The 13,579-nt window shown below is 57.0% G+C and carries 13 protein-coding genes; 5 read left to right on the top strand and 8 right to left on the bottom strand.

From position 1 onward, the window contains the following. Nucleotides 1–135: 135 nt before the first annotated feature. A complete protein-coding gene (locus KZZ06_RS11470; RefSeq protein ID WP_219580172.1) occupies nucleotides 136–666 on the bottom strand; it encodes an invasion associated locus B family protein in 531 nt (176 codons plus the stop codon). A 174-nt stretch (nucleotides 667–840) separates the two neighbouring features. Here KZZ06_RS11470 and KZZ06_RS11465 point away from each other — a divergent pair, with 174 nt between their 5' ends. Then, on the top strand, nucleotides 841–1,821 hold the full coding sequence (locus tag KZZ06_RS11465; protein ID WP_219580171.1) for an asparaginase: 981 nt from the start codon (nucleotides 841–843) through the stop codon (nucleotides 1,819–1,821). Between the two features lie 69 nt (nucleotides 1,822–1,890). Here KZZ06_RS11465 and serB read toward each other — a convergent pair whose 3' ends face one another. Next, nucleotides 1,891–2,766: a phosphoserine phosphatase SerB gene (gene serB, locus KZZ06_RS11460; protein WP_219580170.1), complete on the bottom strand. Its 876-nt coding sequence runs from the start codon at nucleotides 2,764–2,766 to the stop codon at nucleotides 1,891–1,893. 156 nt (nucleotides 2,767–2,922) lie between these two features. Between serB and KZZ06_RS11455 the strand changes: the two genes are divergently transcribed. Both KZZ06_RS11455 and serA read left to right on the top strand, forming a co-directional pair. Beyond that, on the top strand, nucleotides 2,923–4,062 hold the full coding sequence (locus tag KZZ06_RS11455) for a phosphoserine transaminase (protein ID WP_219580169.1): 1,140 nt from the start codon (nucleotides 2,923–2,925) through the stop codon (nucleotides 4,060–4,062). 81 nt (nucleotides 4,063–4,143) lie between these two features. After that, a complete protein-coding gene (serA, locus tag KZZ06_RS11450) occupies nucleotides 4,144–5,739 on the top strand; it encodes a phosphoglycerate dehydrogenase (RefSeq protein WP_219580168.1) in 1,596 nt (531 codons plus the stop codon). A gap of 53 nt (nucleotides 5,740–5,792) precedes the next feature. On the opposite strand, the gene KZZ06_RS11445 is transcribed toward serA, so the two are convergent. Beyond that, entirely contained in the window at nucleotides 5,793–6,380 is a 588-nt protein-coding gene (locus KZZ06_RS11445; protein ID WP_219580167.1) for a LysE family translocator, read from the bottom strand. Between the two features lie 139 nt (nucleotides 6,381–6,519). On the opposite strand from KZZ06_RS11445, the gene KZZ06_RS11440 reads away from it, so the two are divergent. Then, on the top strand, nucleotides 6,520–7,254 hold the full coding sequence (locus tag KZZ06_RS11440; protein ID WP_219580166.1) for a metallophosphoesterase family protein: 735 nt from the start codon (nucleotides 6,520–6,522) through the stop codon (nucleotides 7,252–7,254). A gap of 59 nt (nucleotides 7,255–7,313) precedes the next feature. Here the strand turns inward: KZZ06_RS11440 and tdh are convergent, their stop codons facing one another. The 5 genes from tdh to ubiE all read right to left on the bottom strand — a co-directional run bounded on the left by tdh (nucleotide 7,314) and on the right by ubiE (nucleotide 12,603). Next, nucleotides 7,314–8,357: an L-threonine 3-dehydrogenase gene (gene tdh, locus KZZ06_RS11435; RefSeq protein WP_219580164.1), complete on the bottom strand. Its 1,044-nt coding sequence runs from the start codon at nucleotides 8,355–8,357 to the stop codon at nucleotides 7,314–7,316. Further along, nucleotides 8,354–9,541 carry a glycine C-acetyltransferase gene (locus KZZ06_RS11430; RefSeq protein WP_219580163.1) on the bottom strand — a complete coding sequence of 396 codons (1,188 nt, stop codon included), beginning with the start codon at nucleotides 9,539–9,541 and terminating at the stop codon, nucleotides 8,354–8,356. The genes tdh and KZZ06_RS11430 overlap by 4 nt, the downstream gene beginning before the upstream one ends. Before the next feature lie 94 nt (nucleotides 9,542–9,635). Then, nucleotides 9,636–10,202: a helix-turn-helix domain-containing protein gene (locus KZZ06_RS11425; RefSeq protein WP_219580162.1), complete on the bottom strand. Its 567-nt coding sequence runs from the start codon at nucleotides 10,200–10,202 to the stop codon at nucleotides 9,636–9,638. A gap of 114 nt (nucleotides 10,203–10,316) precedes the next feature. Continuing rightward, the gene (gene ubiB / locus KZZ06_RS11420) at nucleotides 10,317–11,849 is read right to left on the bottom strand and encodes a 2-polyprenylphenol 6-hydroxylase (protein ID WP_219580161.1); all 1,533 of its coding nucleotides are present in this window, start codon (nucleotides 11,847–11,849) and stop codon (nucleotides 10,317–10,319) included. Nucleotide 11,850: 1 nt separating this feature from the next. Beyond that, nucleotides 11,851–12,603 (bottom strand): bifunctional demethylmenaquinone methyltransferase/2-methoxy-6-polyprenyl-1,4-benzoquinol methylase UbiE, encoded by a 753-nt coding sequence (gene ubiE / locus KZZ06_RS11415; RefSeq protein WP_219580160.1) that lies wholly within the window; start codon nucleotides 12,601–12,603, stop codon nucleotides 11,851–11,853. An 89-nt stretch (nucleotides 12,604–12,692) separates the two neighbouring features. On the opposite strand from ubiE, the gene mutM reads away from it, so the two are divergent. After that, entirely contained in the window at nucleotides 12,693–13,544 is an 852-nt protein-coding gene (mutM, locus tag KZZ06_RS11410) for a bifunctional DNA-formamidopyrimidine glycosylase/DNA-(apurinic or apyrimidinic site) lyase (RefSeq protein WP_219580159.1), read from the top strand. The last annotated feature ends 35 nt before the right edge of the window (nucleotides 13,545–13,579 follow it).

The following is a 13,579-nucleotide window of genomic DNA, read 5'->3' as shown; positions in this document are numbered from 1 at the left end:
AGGCATTCGCGCCCAGATCAAAAGGAAAGGCATCGTTCCGGTAAACTCGGGCCAAGCACGACGTGCCGTTTTAGCCCCCAAAACGTGAAAAGGCCCCGCCAACCCGCGAGGCCCCTTTAAAAATTGTCTAAGGTCTTAGCCGCCGCAACGCTTAGCCGCGTCTTCTACTGCCGCCGTAAAGCCAAGCAGCGAAAATGTATCTTTGGTTTGCGTACCGCGACCGGAACGCCCGGTCATAACCGCATCCGCGCCGCGTTTCATCGCTGTGATGATTTTCGTGTCATCCTCTGCGGTCGCAGGCCATGCCCACTCGCCGTCGGTAAACAGCTCGAACGTGGTGCCGCTGATATCCATGTTCACGGTAGATCCAGATGCGAACGGGTACCCGCCCGTAAACGCAACCTGCCCCTTGGCCCCTGCGCTTGGACGGTAAAATACCATCAACAGCGTCTGCCCACGGTTCACAGCAACAACCCGCCCATCGCGCGAGTTCACCATTTCCTTGGGCGTTGAAACACCCCAGCATTCGGTTGGATTGTCTTCGACGAACACGCTCCAATCGGTTTCCGCGGCGACACGATTTGTGCTTTGCGACTGCGCCAACGCGCTACCAGCAGCGAACCCTGTCAGAGCCACGGCAAAGCCAATTGTTCTCAATTTCATCATTTACCTAGGCCTCCAGCCGCCATGATCCTCAACATTTTACCAACTCCATCGGCAGCCTTTCAGGAAGCGCTCTTTAAAGGAACTGTATTTCTCTCGACAACAAGCATATTAACGCCAAACAGGCGACCTGCGAAACCCTGATTGGCAGGAATTCGCCCAAGAAAAGGACGAAACATGACCCAACCAGCCCCCTTTGCAGAGATTTGGCGCGGTGCTTTCCTTGAAAGCGTACATTCAGGCCATGCGGTTGTGTGTGATGACAGCGGTGAAATCCTCCACGCATGGGGAAACCCCGAGACGGTTATTCTCCCGCGGTCTTCGGCCAAGATGATCCAGGCATTGCCGCTTGTCCGCTCTGGTGCCGCAGATGCCATGGGGCTGGGCACCCAACACCTTGCCCTTGCTTGCGCCTCACATCAGGCGGCCGACCTGCACACCGGAATTATCGGGAAATGGCTGGATACGATGGGGCTGTCTGACAGCGATTTTCGCTGCGGGGCCGCGGTTCCGGGCGATATCGATGCGCGTGACGCCCTGATCCGCGCCTACGAACAGCCGTGCCAAATTCATCACGAATGCTCTGGCAAACACGCCGGGTTTCTCACCGTGAACAAACACTTGGGCGGCCCTGCGGACTACGAAAAACCCGATCACCCCGTGCAAAAAGCCTGCCTCGAGGCGTTCGAAGAGGTCACAGGCCGCAGCACATTCGGCTACGGGATCGACGGATGTTCCGTGCCCAACTTTTCAACCACCCTGCATGGTATGGCCCGCGCGATGGCCCATTTCGCAGCCGCACCTGATGGCTCAGCCGAGGCACGCCTGCATCAAGCAATGCGCTTACATCCGGAATTGGTGGCCGGCGAAACCCGGTCTTGCACGGATCTTATGCGCGCGATGGATGGAAAAGTCGCAATCAAAACAGGGGCCGAAGGGTTCTTCATCGCGATCCTGCCCGAACAAAAAATCGGCGTCGCACTCAAAGCAGCCTGCGGCACCCCGCGCGCTGCCGCCTGTGCAATCGCGTCCATTCTGGTGAAACTCGGAGCCCTCGACCCGAACCACCCCGAAGCGCTGAAATACCGCAATGCCCCCATCGTAAACCGGCGTGACATTATCACAGGCAGCCTGAAACCAGCGCCGACATTCGCCTGAAAAACGCGCGCCCCATTCCAAATGGTCTAAAATCCCGGGGTATGGGGCAGCGCCCCATGCACCCATCAACTATGCGATAAATTCGTCTTTGGCATAGCCCTGCACGTATAACAGCGCCGTAAGATCGCCAAAGTTGATCCGCACATCGCATTCCGCAGCCACAGCGGGTTTGGCATGCAGGGCAACGCCCATGCCAGCGCGGTGCAACATGCCCAGATCATTCGCACCGTCGCCAACCGCCAGCACATCGGCCTCAGCCAAACCCAGCCGCGCCGTGATCGCTTCCAGCGCATCCACCTTGGCCTGCTTGCCCAAGATCGGGTCGCGCACATGCCCCGTCAGCTTGCCACCATCAACCAACAGCGTATTCGCCCGGTTTTCATCAAAACCTAATGCCTGCGCCACAGATGCTGTGAACGCTGTAAATCCGCCTGACACCAGTGCCGCATAGGCCCCGTTCGCCTTCATCGTCGCCAACAGTGTTTTGCCACCCGGCATATAGGTAATCCGCTGCGCCAGAACCTGCCCGATGACAGTCTCGTCCAACCCGGCAAGCAACCCCACGCGTTCACGCAGCGCGCCCTCGAAATCCAGCTCGCCGTTCATGGCGCGCGCTGTGATATCCTTGACCCGCTCACCAACGCCCGCCTCATCGGCCAGCTCGTCAATGCATTCTTGCTGGATCATCGTGCTGTCCATATCGGCCAGCAGCATTTTCTTGCGCCGCCCTTCTGCAGGCACAATAATCAAATCAACGCCCATCCCCTGACACTCGGCCCAGATATCCCAGCGATTTCCAGGCATGCGCATCATGTCAAAACTCGCCGCCTCGTCCGGGGCCAGCCAAACCGCATCACCGCCCCCCCATGCGTTACGCAAACTATCGACCAATGCGGCGTCCAGTCGTGGTCGATCAGGGGAGGTTAACAAAGTCACACTATGCATCGTCGAGTTTCCGATCCGCGTCAGAGCTGTCGTAAAAAGGCAATCAAGCGGCGTTCTAGCGATACTTTCCGGCTTGTGCCAGACCGTCTGCACCTCTAGATGCAGCGGTGGGACACCCTTCCCCAACGAAGGGCGCTTATCTGAAAGGGTAGCTAAATGGCTATTACGACACCGACCTCGCGGCCTATGAATCCGCGTTTTTCCTCTGGCCCGTGCGCCAAACCCCCCGCATATGATCTGACCAAGCTTGCAAGCGCGCCTTTGGGCCGCAGCCACCGCGCTGCACCGGGCAAAGCAAAACTGCTTGCCGCGATCGAAACCACCCGTGAAATTCTGGGCGTACCTGCTGATTATAAAATCGGCATCGTGCCCGCATCCGATACTGGTGCCTACGAGATGGCCATGTGGACCATGCTGGGCGAACGCCCCGCTGAAATGGTCGCGTGGGAATCATTCGGCGCTGGCTGGGTGACCGATGCTGTCAAACAGCTCAAAATCGAACATACCGTCCACACCGCTGATTACGGTCAGATCGTGGATATGGCGTCGCTCAACTATGACAACGACGTTTGTTTTACTTGGAACGGCACCACCTCCGGCGTGCGCATGCCCACCGGTGACGTGATTCCCTCAGACCGCAAAGGCCTGACCCTGTGTGATGCGACATCCGCTGCCTTCGCCATGGACCTGCCATGGGACAAGCTGGATGTGACCACCTTTAGCTGGCAGAAAGTTCTGGGCGGCGAAGCGGCACATGGCATGCTGATCCTCAGCCCGCGCGCTGTTGAGCGGTTGGAAAACTACACACCTGCATGGCCCCTGCCCAAGATTTTCCGCCTCACCAAAGGTGGCAAGCTGGTCGACGGCATCTTTAAGGGCGAAACCATCAACACGCCTTCCATGCTTTGCGTCGAAGATTACTTGCTGGCGCTGGATTGGGCGAAATCCGTTGGTGGCCTGCAAGGGTTGATCGGCCGCGCCGATGCCAACACCGCTGCAATTGCCAAGTTTGTGCAAGACCATGACTGGATCGATTTCCTTGCCACCGATCCGGCGACACGGTCCAACACATCTGTCTGCCTCAAGTTCACAGATGACCGCATTACAGACGGTGCCGCATTCGCCAAGGCCGTTGCAAAACGCCTTGCCGACGAAGACGTAGCACTGGACGTTGGTGCCTACCGCGATGCCCCTCCCGGCCTGCGCATCTGGTGCGGCGGCACGGTTGAAACCTCGGATATCGGGGCGATGCTACCGTGGCTTGCTTGGGCTTTTGAGTCCGAAATCAACGCATAATTCCGGGTTCCCCACCCTGCGTCGCGCGTAGGGTGGGTGCCAACCCACACCCCCATTCTATCTCATAAAGGAGCGCCAATCATGGCCCCCAAAGTTCTCATTTCCGACAGCCTGTCCGAAGCCGCCGTTCAAATCTTCAAAGACCGCGGCATCGAAGTCGATTTCCAACCCAACCTGGGCAAAGACAAAGAAAAACTGGCTGCCATCATCGGCGACTACGATGGCCTTGCCATCCGCTCGGCGACCAAAGTAACCGAAGCGATCCTCGCGAACGCGACCAACCTCAAGGTTATCGCCCGCGCCGGTATCGGCACCGACAACATCGACAAAGACGCCGCATCGAAAAAAGGTGTGATCGTCATGAACACGCCTTTCGGCAACATGATCACCACCGCCGAACACGCCATCGCGATGATGTTCGCCGTGGCGCGTCAAATCCCCGAAGCATCCGCATCGACACACGCCGGCAAATGGGAAAAGTCCAAGTTCATGGGCGTCGAGCTGACCGGCAAGACACTTGGCGTGATCGGCGCGGGCAACATCGGTGGCATCGTCTGTGACCGTGCGCGCGGCCTGAAGATGAAAGTCGTCGCCTATGACCCCTTCCTGAGCGAAGAAAAAGCCCAGAAAATGGGTGTCGAAAAGGTCGAGCTTGACGAATTGTTGTCCCGCGCTGATTTCATCACGCTGCACGTGCCCTACACCGATCAAACCGCCAACATCCTGTCCAAGGAAGCCTTGGCCAAGACCAAGAAAGGCGTACGCATCATCAACTGTGCCCGCGGTGGCCTGGTGGACGAAGAAGCATTGGCCGAAGCGTTGAAATCCGGCCATGTCGCTGGCGCTGCCTTTGACGTTTTCAAGGAAGAACCCGCAACCGAAAACGTATTGTTCGGCTTGCCAAACGTGGTCTGCACCCCGCACCTTGGGGCTGCCACGACCGAAGCACAGGAAAACGTGGCCCTGCAAGTCGCCGAACAAATGTCCGACTACCTGCTGACAGGCGCTGTTTCCAACGCGCTGAACATGCCATCGGTTACAGCTGAAGAAGCCAAAGTTATGGGCCCGTGGATCACACTGTCCGGCCACCTTGGTGCATTCATCGGCCAAATGACGGACGAGCCGATCAAGGCGATCAACATCCTGTACGACGGCCAAGTGTCTGAAATGAACCTGAACGCGCTGAACTGTGCAGTTGTTGCAGGCATCATGAAACGCGCCAACCCTGACGTGAACATGGTCAGCGCGCCCGTGGTTGCCCGTGAAAAAGGCATCCAGATCAGCACCACAAACCAGGACAAATCCGGCGTATTCGACGGCTATGTCAAGGTAACGGTTGTGACCGAAAAGCGTGAACGGTCGATCGCTGGCACGGTCTTCTCGGATGGCAAACCACGGTTCATCCAGATCAAAGGCATCAACATCGACGCCGAAATCGGTGCGCATATGCTCTACACCACCAACGAAGACGTCCCCGGCATCATCGGCACCTTGGGCCAGACGCTTGGCGCAAACGGCGTGAACATCGCGAACTTTACCTTGGGCCGCTCGGCCGCCAAAGGCGAAGCGATTGCACTTCTGTATATCGACGATGTGGTCCCACCAGCGGCGATCAAAGAATTGCAGGCCACCGGGCTCTTCACCCAAGTCAAAGAGCTTGAATTCGACGTCGCCTAAAATTAGCTACCTTAAACATCGAAAGCGCCCCCACCCAGGGGCGCTTTTTGCATTCAACCCATCAGCATCCAGATTGCGACGCTGGCCAAGGTTACCCCGAAACAGATGTTCAAAACCCGTGCTGATCTGCCATCGCGAAAATGCAAAGCAATACGTTCACCAAGAATCGTCCAGATCAGGAACGCGACAAAGTTGTTCAGCGTAAATATGACTGCGATCCAAACGACGTCGGTCCAATCGGCTGATGCCGGTAAAAACTGCGAATACATCAATGTCATGATCACATAGGCCTTGGGGTTAAGCGCCAACAATGCCGCGCCACCGACGAACCCAACCGGCACGCCATCCAGCGCGGGGTCACTGGACTGCGCCCTTAGGAACGTCATCGCGAGATATAAAACATACGCCGCCCCCAACACCCGGATCAGGTCAAACAAGCGCGGAAACTGCTCCATCGCTGCGGCAAACCCCAGCCCCACTGCCCCCGCCACGATGATTGTCGCGACGTGGTAGCCAAAATTGGCAGGCAACGTCGCACGAAGCCCATAGCGTGCACCAGTCGCTGCGAAAAAGATATTGCCGGGACCGGGGCTGTAGGCCAGCGGAAATAGAAATAGTAAAAGCGCGATCAGCATTTCCATGGGTCGGGCTCCTTTTAACCCTGTTTACCCGAACCAGCGTCCCAGTATCGACCCGTTTCTTGCTGGGAAAGCGCTGGCTTGGCTTTCCCTTTCCAAGTGGATCAGGCATCATAGAGCCAAGCAAAAAGGAAACGCGTTCATGTCCACGCCCATCTATGCCGTCGGTGATATCCACGGCCAACTCGACGATCTGCACCGCGTTCTGGAACTGATCGAAACCGACGGCGGCAAAGACGCCGAAATCGTGTTTCTAGGTGACTACGTCGATCGCGGCCCCGACAGTAAAGGCGTCGTTGATTTGCTAATGACAGGCATCAACGCGGGCCGTAACTGGACCGCAATACGCGGCAATCACGACCGCTATTTTACGCGGTTTCTCGACGATCAAACGGTGTTTGATCCCGCCACACGGGCCGATCTGTTCTGGATGAACCCACGTTTGGGCGGTGATAAAACCCTGCTCTCTTACGGCGTCGTCGGAGAAGACTACGCACCCGTTGATCCAATCCACAAAGCAGCGCTCGAGGCCGTTCCCCAATCACATCGTGATTTCTTGGACAATCTGCCGAACATCCACACAACAGATCACCTGATTTTCGCCCACGCAGGCTTGCGCTACGGTGTCCCGATCGAGGACCAAATCGAAGACGATCTGATCTGGATACGCGGCGATTGGCTGACTGAACATCATGACTTCGGCCGCCCTGTTGTGCATGGACATACCGCCGTCGACTACCCCGAACACCATGGATACCGCATCAACCTCGACGCCGGTGCGGGCTATTTCAAACCGCTCCAAGCCGCTGTTTTCGAAGGGTCGGACGTGCATGTTATTTCCGAAAAAGGCAGAGCCCCGCTCCGTCCGGGAACCTAATTCCAAATGGACCTAAATCCCGGGGGAGTCTCGGCATCGCCGGGACGGGGGCTGGCCCCCTAAACCCCGGTCCAATCCAGAATGACCTTGCCGGACAAACCCGATTTCATCGCCGCGAAGCCAGCTTCAAAATCATCCGCGCCAAACCGGTGCGTAATGATTTTTGACACGTCCAAGCCATTTTCCAGCATGGCAATCATCTTGTACCACGTCTCAAAAATCTCGCGGCCATAGACACCTTTGATGGTAATCGCCTTGAAAACGATACGGCTCCAATCGACTGGGGATTTGCCCGGCGGAATGCCCAGCATGGCGATGCGACCACCCATGGTCATCGCCTCAACCATTTGATCGAACGCCATCTGATTGCCAGACATCTCCATCCCGACGTCAAAACCTTGCTTCATTTTCAGCTTTGCAATCACATCGCGCAGGTCTTCTTTGGCGACGTTAACGGGCGTCACATCTGCGACCTGTGCCGCCAATTCCAACCTTGCCGCATTCACGTCCGTGATCGCAACATGACGCGCACCAACATGACGCGCGACGGCGGCGGCCATGATTCCGATGGGCCCAGCCCCTGTAATCAAGACATCCTCGCCCACCAGATCAAAGCTAAGCGCGGTGTGAACGGCATTGCCAAGCGGATCAAGAATAGCCCCGATGTCGTCAGGAATTTCATCTGGCAACGGCACGACGTTAAAGGCAGGCAAACGCAGGTATTGCGCAAATGCCCCTTGTTCATTCACCCCGATGCCACGTGTCGCCGGATCAAGATGGAACTTACCTGATCGTGACTGCCGCGATGTCTTGCCGATCAAATGCCCCTCGCCGGAACACCGCTGACCGATGCTCAGATCGGTAACATTGCGCCCAAGCTCCACAATCTCTCCGGCAAATTCATGGCCGGTGATCAGCGGCACAGGCACGGTGTCTTGCGCCCAATCATCCCAGTTCCAGATATGGATGTCGGTCCCGCAGATGCCGGTCTTGTTTATCTTAATCAGCACGTCATCTGGCCCGATTTCAGGCACAGGCGCACGGGTCATCCACAACCCTTCGCGTGGCTCTGACTTGCACAGCGCTTTCATCTGGTTGCTCATGACAAGACACCGCAGGCTTTGCCCGCCACCTCGAACGCCACCAACGCGCGGTCCAGCTCGTCCTTGGTTAACGCCGCATTCATTTGCGTCCTGATACGCGCCTGCCCGCGGGGAACGACCGGGAAAAAGAAACCGCTGACATAGACCCCTTCGTCGAACAAGCGGGTGGCCATGTCTTGTGCCAATTGGGCCTCGCCCAGCATCACGGGAATGATCGGATGTTCGCCGGGCAACAGGTCAAAACCCAGTTCGGTCAACCCTTTACGCCAATACGCTGCGTTCTCGAATAGCTGCGCGCGCAGGTCATCGCCCTGCTCTACCAGTTCCAGCGCTTTGATGCCGGCCATCACAATCGACGGCGGCAACGAGTTCGAGAACAGATAGGGCCGCGCGCGCTGGCGCAACAGATCAATCACCGGCTGCGGGCCTGCGATATAGCCGCCAATCGCACCGCCAAGCGCCTTGCCCAGCGTACCGGTCAGAATATCCACATCGACGTCGAAATGTGCCGGCGTCCCCGCACCCTTTGGCCCCATGAATCCGGTCGAATGGCAATCATCGACCATCACCAGTGCCTCGTATTTTTGGGCAAGGCGGGTGATGTCGGGCAGGTTGGCCAGATAGCCATCCATGCTGAACACGCCATCCGTTGCGATCATAATGAAACGCGCACCTTCTTCACGGGCCAGTTTCAGCTGCCCCTCAAGATCGTTCATATCAGAGTTCGCATAGCGATAACGCTTGGCCTTACACAGGCGGATGCCGTCAATAATCGACGCATGGTTCAGGCTGTCTGAAATAATTGCGTCTTCGGGCCCGAAAAGCGGCTCGAACAGCCCGCCGTTTGCATCGAAACAGGCCGCAAACAGAATAGAATCGTCCTTGCCCAGAAACTTTGCCAGCTTCTGCTCAAGCTCGCGGTGGATGTCTTGGGTGCCGCAGATGAACCGGACGGATGCCATGCCAAAGCCCTTGGGGCCCATCGCATCTTGAGCGGCTTTGATCAAATCGGGATGGTCCGCCAAGCCCAGGTAATTATTGGCACAAAGGTTGATAACCTGATGCCCAGCGACGGTGATGTTCCCCGATTGGGCAGAGGTGATTAACCGCTCTCGCTTCATCATCCCGTCGGCGTCGATCTGCGAAAGTGTGGTCGCGATGTGATCTAGATAGGTTTGGGTCATGGCAAAGCTCCTTTTCTAAAGCCTCTACCATAACGGAATGCAATCCGGGAATAGAGAATATCCCATATGGCGGAAAATTTCCTATATTTTGGAATTACGCATCCTGAACAACCAAAAACGCCCGAACCGAACCGTTGATTGCTTTAATCGCATGAGGCACATCGGCTGGGTAGCGTGCCGTGTCGCCAGTGTGGATTATGCTTTCGGCATCCCCGCTTTGCAGGCCAGCCGTGCCTTGGATAATCGTCAGATGCTCGCGCGCACCACGGGTATGGGGCTGGCTGTCCAGAATGCCGCCCTCATCAATCAAAAGCTCGTAAACCTCGTGTTTTCCTGCCTCTTCGGGCGGAGAAAGGATGCGGATGTGGCAGCCTGATCCTAGATTATGGATCGTAGGCACCTCGGCTGCGCGCAGCACTTCGATCTGAGCCGGGCTTTGCGTATTGCCCAAAAGGCCAGCAAAATCCACCTGCAGAGCCCGTGTCAGGTTCCACAGCGTGGCAATGGTTGGGCTGCTTTCACCCCGTTCGATTTGACTGACCATTGACCGCGACACGCCGGAAAGTTTGGCCACTGCATCAAGGCTAAGCCCCTGACCGGTACGGGCCGATTTCAGGCGTGCAGGCAATTGGGTCAGAATGGCGTCAGATTTATCCGTCATAGTGGATAACTGCACATTGAGGGTCACCACTGTCAATGGGCGTGTTTTTTGCAAAGCGCCGGGGGTTTTGCACCCCCGGACCCCCGCAGGATATTTATGAGCCAGAGAAGAGGGTTAGAAGAACCAATCGGCAAGTGCGGCGATAGAGAGCGCGCCAATCGCACCGAGGACAGCGGCAAGGGCGACCCAGCGTTTAAAGCCGTTTCTTGGCGGTTCCGCTTCGTTTTGTTGGCGGATCAATGCCGCTTCGACCAGGCTGGGCAAGCGGGGGCCAAAACGCGCCAGAACAAGCGCGGTATTGGTCAGATCGCGCAGGACGGCCTTAGGACCGATGGATTTTGAGATGTAATCGGTGACAATCGGGCTGGAAACTTGCCAAATGTTTATATGCGGGTTGAGCGAACGCGCCACCCCTTCGACCACAACCATTGTGCGTTGCAGCAAGATCAGTTCGGTTCGGGTTTCCATGCCAAAACGTTCAGTGACTTCGAACAGGTATGTCAGCAATCGGGCCATCGAAATGCGCGTGGCGTCCATGCCGAATATCGGCTCACCCACCGCACGCAGGGCGCGGGCGAATTCATCGACGTCTTTATCTGCTGGTACATAGCCCGCTTCGAAATGGACCTCGGCGACGCGTTTGTAGTCTTTGCGGATGAAGCCAAACAGGATTTCGGCGTAAACACGACGGGTGTATTCATCGATGTGGCCCATGATGCCAAAATCATAGGCGATAATATTGCCGTTCGGCGCGACCTTGAGGTTGCCCTGGTGCATGTCTGCGTGGAAATAACCGTCGCGCAATGCGTGGTTCAGGAACAGCTGCAACACACGATCGCCAAGCGCCACACGGTCATGGCCGGCAGCATCAATCGCCGCATTGTCGCCCATCGGAACACCGTCGGCCCATTCAAGGGTCATCACCCGGCGCGCCGAAAATTCCCAATTGATCGCGGGAAGTTGAAAGCCCGCGTCGTTCTTGGTGTTCGCTGCAAATTCCGAAGCAGCTGACGATTCGAGCCGCAGATCAAGTTCGCCACGCACGACACCGTCGAAATGTTCGATGACCTCAGTCGGGTGCAAACGGCGCGACCCGGGCGAGAAAATTTCGACCATGCGCGCGGCGAGGTAAAAGGCGTCGATATCCTTGCGAAACGCCTTTTCGATGCCGGGGCGCAGAACCTTGACCGCGACGTCCTGTCCGGTTTCGGCCACCGTGGCGCGATGGACCTGCGCAATTGATGCGGCGGCAACGGGTTCGCTGAAATCGGAAAAAATCGCATCGACAGGCAGGCCAAGTTCTTTTTCGACCTCGGCTTTGGCCTTTTCAATCGAAAACGGCGGCAGTTTGTCCTGGAGCACGCGCAATTGCACCGCCAGTTCATCGCCCACAACATCAGGGCGGGTCGACAGGACCTGACCGAACTTGATGTAAGCAGGCCCAAGCGCGGTGAGCGCGCGGGTCGCGGGAGGCATAGACGGATCACCCGCGTAGCCCAGAAACTTGAACGGTTTACCAAGCGCCTTAGCAACGAAACGCAGCGCAGGGGTGGCATCAAACGCGTCCAGTACGACGTTCATCGCGCCTGTGCGTTCAAGCGTGGCACCGGTGCGGACAAGCCGCCAAATATTGTGAGGTCCGCGCATTTTACAGCTTCCAGCCAGAGTGCAGCGCCGCGACGCCCATTGTCAGGTTGCGGTATTTTGCCTGCTCGAATCCGGCTGTCTTGACCATGCCCAGGAATATTTCCTGATCGGGGAAGTTTCGAATGGATTCAACAAGGTACTGATAGCTGTCACGGTCATTGGCAATCAACTGACCCATGCGGGGGATCACATTAAAGCTGTAGAGATCATAGGCTTTTTGCATCATCGGGTTCGGCAATTGGCTGAACTCAAGCACCATCAGGCGGCCACCGGGGCGCAGCACGCGGTAAGCTTCGTTCAGGGCCTCTTGGGGGCGGGTAACGTTGCGGATTCCAAAGCTGATTGTATAAACATCGAAGGTGTTATCCTCGAACGGCAGCGCCATCGCGTCACCGACAACCCAGTCAAGGCTATCGACCATAGCCGCCGCTTCGGCACGTTTGCGCCCTTCGACCAGCATGGGTTCGGTCAGATCCAGAACAGTCGCATGGCCCGATCCGGCGCGTTCAAGGAACTTGAACGACACGTCACCGGTACCACCAGCGACATCCAGCAGCTTTTGACCGGCACGCGGGGCCAACCAATCCATCATCGCCTCTTTCCAGATACGGTGGATTCCGACGCTCATTACATCGTTCATCACATCGTATTTGCTGGCAACAGAGTTAAAGACACCCTGCACGCGTCCGGCTTTGTCGCCTTCGGCCACGGTTTCAAAGCCAAAATGGGTGGTTTTGTCGCTATCGTTTGTCATGGGGTCTTGTGGTCCTTTGATCTGCACCTTTGTTATAGGGCGTGCGGGGCCGTGTACAATGCGCCCCTTTTGTCACAGGGGAATGAACCATGCCTGAACTACCCGAGGTCGAAACCGTCCGCCGCGGCCTGTCCCCCGTGATGGAGGGACAGGTGATCGCGCACGCCGACATCAACCGCCCGGATCTGCGCTGGCCCTTTCCACCCGATATGGCCGCACGGCTGACCGGCTACAAGGTTGAGCGGCTGCGCAGGCGGTCGAAATACATCCTTGCTGATTTATCATCGGGGGAATCACTGCTTATTCATCTGGGCATGTCTGGGCGGATGCTGATTTCGGGCGATCCATTGGGGCAATTCGTGCATGACCATCCGTCACCCGAAAAGCACGATCACGTGGTCTTGCACATGGCAAACGGGGCGCGGGTGACGTTCAATGACCCGCGGCGTTTCGGTGCGATGGATCTGCTGGATACCCAAACCGCCGATGCCCATAAACTGCTGTCTTCAATCGGGCCTGAACCGTTGGGCAACGACTTTCACGAGGCGCATTTGGTTGCTGCGTTGAACGGTCGGAACATGCCGATCAAATCCGCGCTTCTAGATCAACGCATCGTTGCTGGTCTTGGAAATATCTATGTCTGTGAAACGCTTTACCGGGCGGGTATTCACCCCGCGCGCAAAGCCGGGCGTATATCGGCAGCGCGTGTTGCGGGGTTGGTGCCGATTATTCGGCAGGTATTGGAAGAAGCCATTGAGGCGGGCGGATCAACCTTGCGGGACTTTAAACAGGCGGATGGTGAATTGGGGTATTTCCAACACAGCTTTGACGTCTATGGCCGCGAGGGTGCGCCCTGCCGAAGGGAAGGCTGCGACCACCAGATCAGTAGAATCGTTCAGTCCGGCAGATCGTCCTTCTACTGCGCGCAATGCCAAAGATAACTTGAAACGGCCCGCTCCCGTGATATTCACATGTT

This window comes from Sulfitobacter sp. CW3 (assembly GCF_019392245.1).
Taxonomy (GTDB): Bacteria; Pseudomonadota; Alphaproteobacteria; order Rhodobacterales; family Rhodobacteraceae; genus Sulfitobacter.
This window is presented reverse-complemented; position numbering and strand designations above follow the sequence as displayed.

Excerpts from the sequence above, each read along its gene's own strand:
- KZZ06_RS11455 (WP_219580169.1), top strand. The coding sequence starts at position 2,923 with ATGGCTATTACGACACCGACCTCGCGGCCTATGAATCCGCGTTTTTCC.
- mutM (WP_219580159.1), top strand. The coding sequence starts at position 12,693 with ATGCCTGAACTACCCGAGGTCGAAACCGTCCGCCGCGGCCTGTCCCCC.
- serA (WP_219580168.1), top strand. The coding sequence starts at position 4,144 with ATGGCCCCCAAAGTTCTCATTTCCGACAGCCTGTCCGAAGCCGCCGTT.
- KZZ06_RS11445 (WP_219580167.1), bottom strand. The coding sequence starts at position 6,380 with ATGGAAATGCTGATCGCGCTTTTACTATTTCTATTTCCGCTGGCCTAC.
- KZZ06_RS11465 (WP_219580171.1), top strand. The coding sequence starts at position 841 with ATGACCCAACCAGCCCCCTTTGCAGAGATTTGGCGCGGTGCTTTCCTT.
- ubiB (WP_219580161.1), bottom strand. The coding sequence starts at position 11,849 with ATGCGCGGACCTCACAATATTTGGCGGCTTGTCCGCACCGGTGCCACG.
- tdh (WP_219580164.1), bottom strand. The coding sequence starts at position 8,357 with ATGAGCAACCAGATGAAAGCGCTGTGCAAGTCAGAGCCACGCGAAGGG.
- serB (WP_219580170.1), bottom strand. The coding sequence starts at position 2,766 with ATGCATAGTGTGACTTTGTTAACCTCCCCTGATCGACCACGACTGGAC.
- KZZ06_RS11470 (WP_219580172.1), bottom strand. The coding sequence starts at position 666 with ATGATGAAATTGAGAACAATTGGCTTTGCCGTGGCTCTGACAGGGTTC.
- ubiE (WP_219580160.1), bottom strand. The coding sequence starts at position 12,603 with ATGACAAACGATAGCGACAAAACCACCCATTTTGGCTTTGAAACCGTG.
- KZZ06_RS11430 (WP_219580163.1), bottom strand. The coding sequence starts at position 9,541 with ATGACCCAAACCTATCTAGATCACATCGCGACCACACTTTCGCAGATC.
- KZZ06_RS11440 (WP_219580166.1), top strand. The coding sequence starts at position 6,520 with ATGTCCACGCCCATCTATGCCGTCGGTGATATCCACGGCCAACTCGAC.
- KZZ06_RS11425 (WP_219580162.1), bottom strand. The coding sequence starts at position 10,202 with ATGACGGATAAATCTGACGCCATTCTGACCCAATTGCCTGCACGCCTG.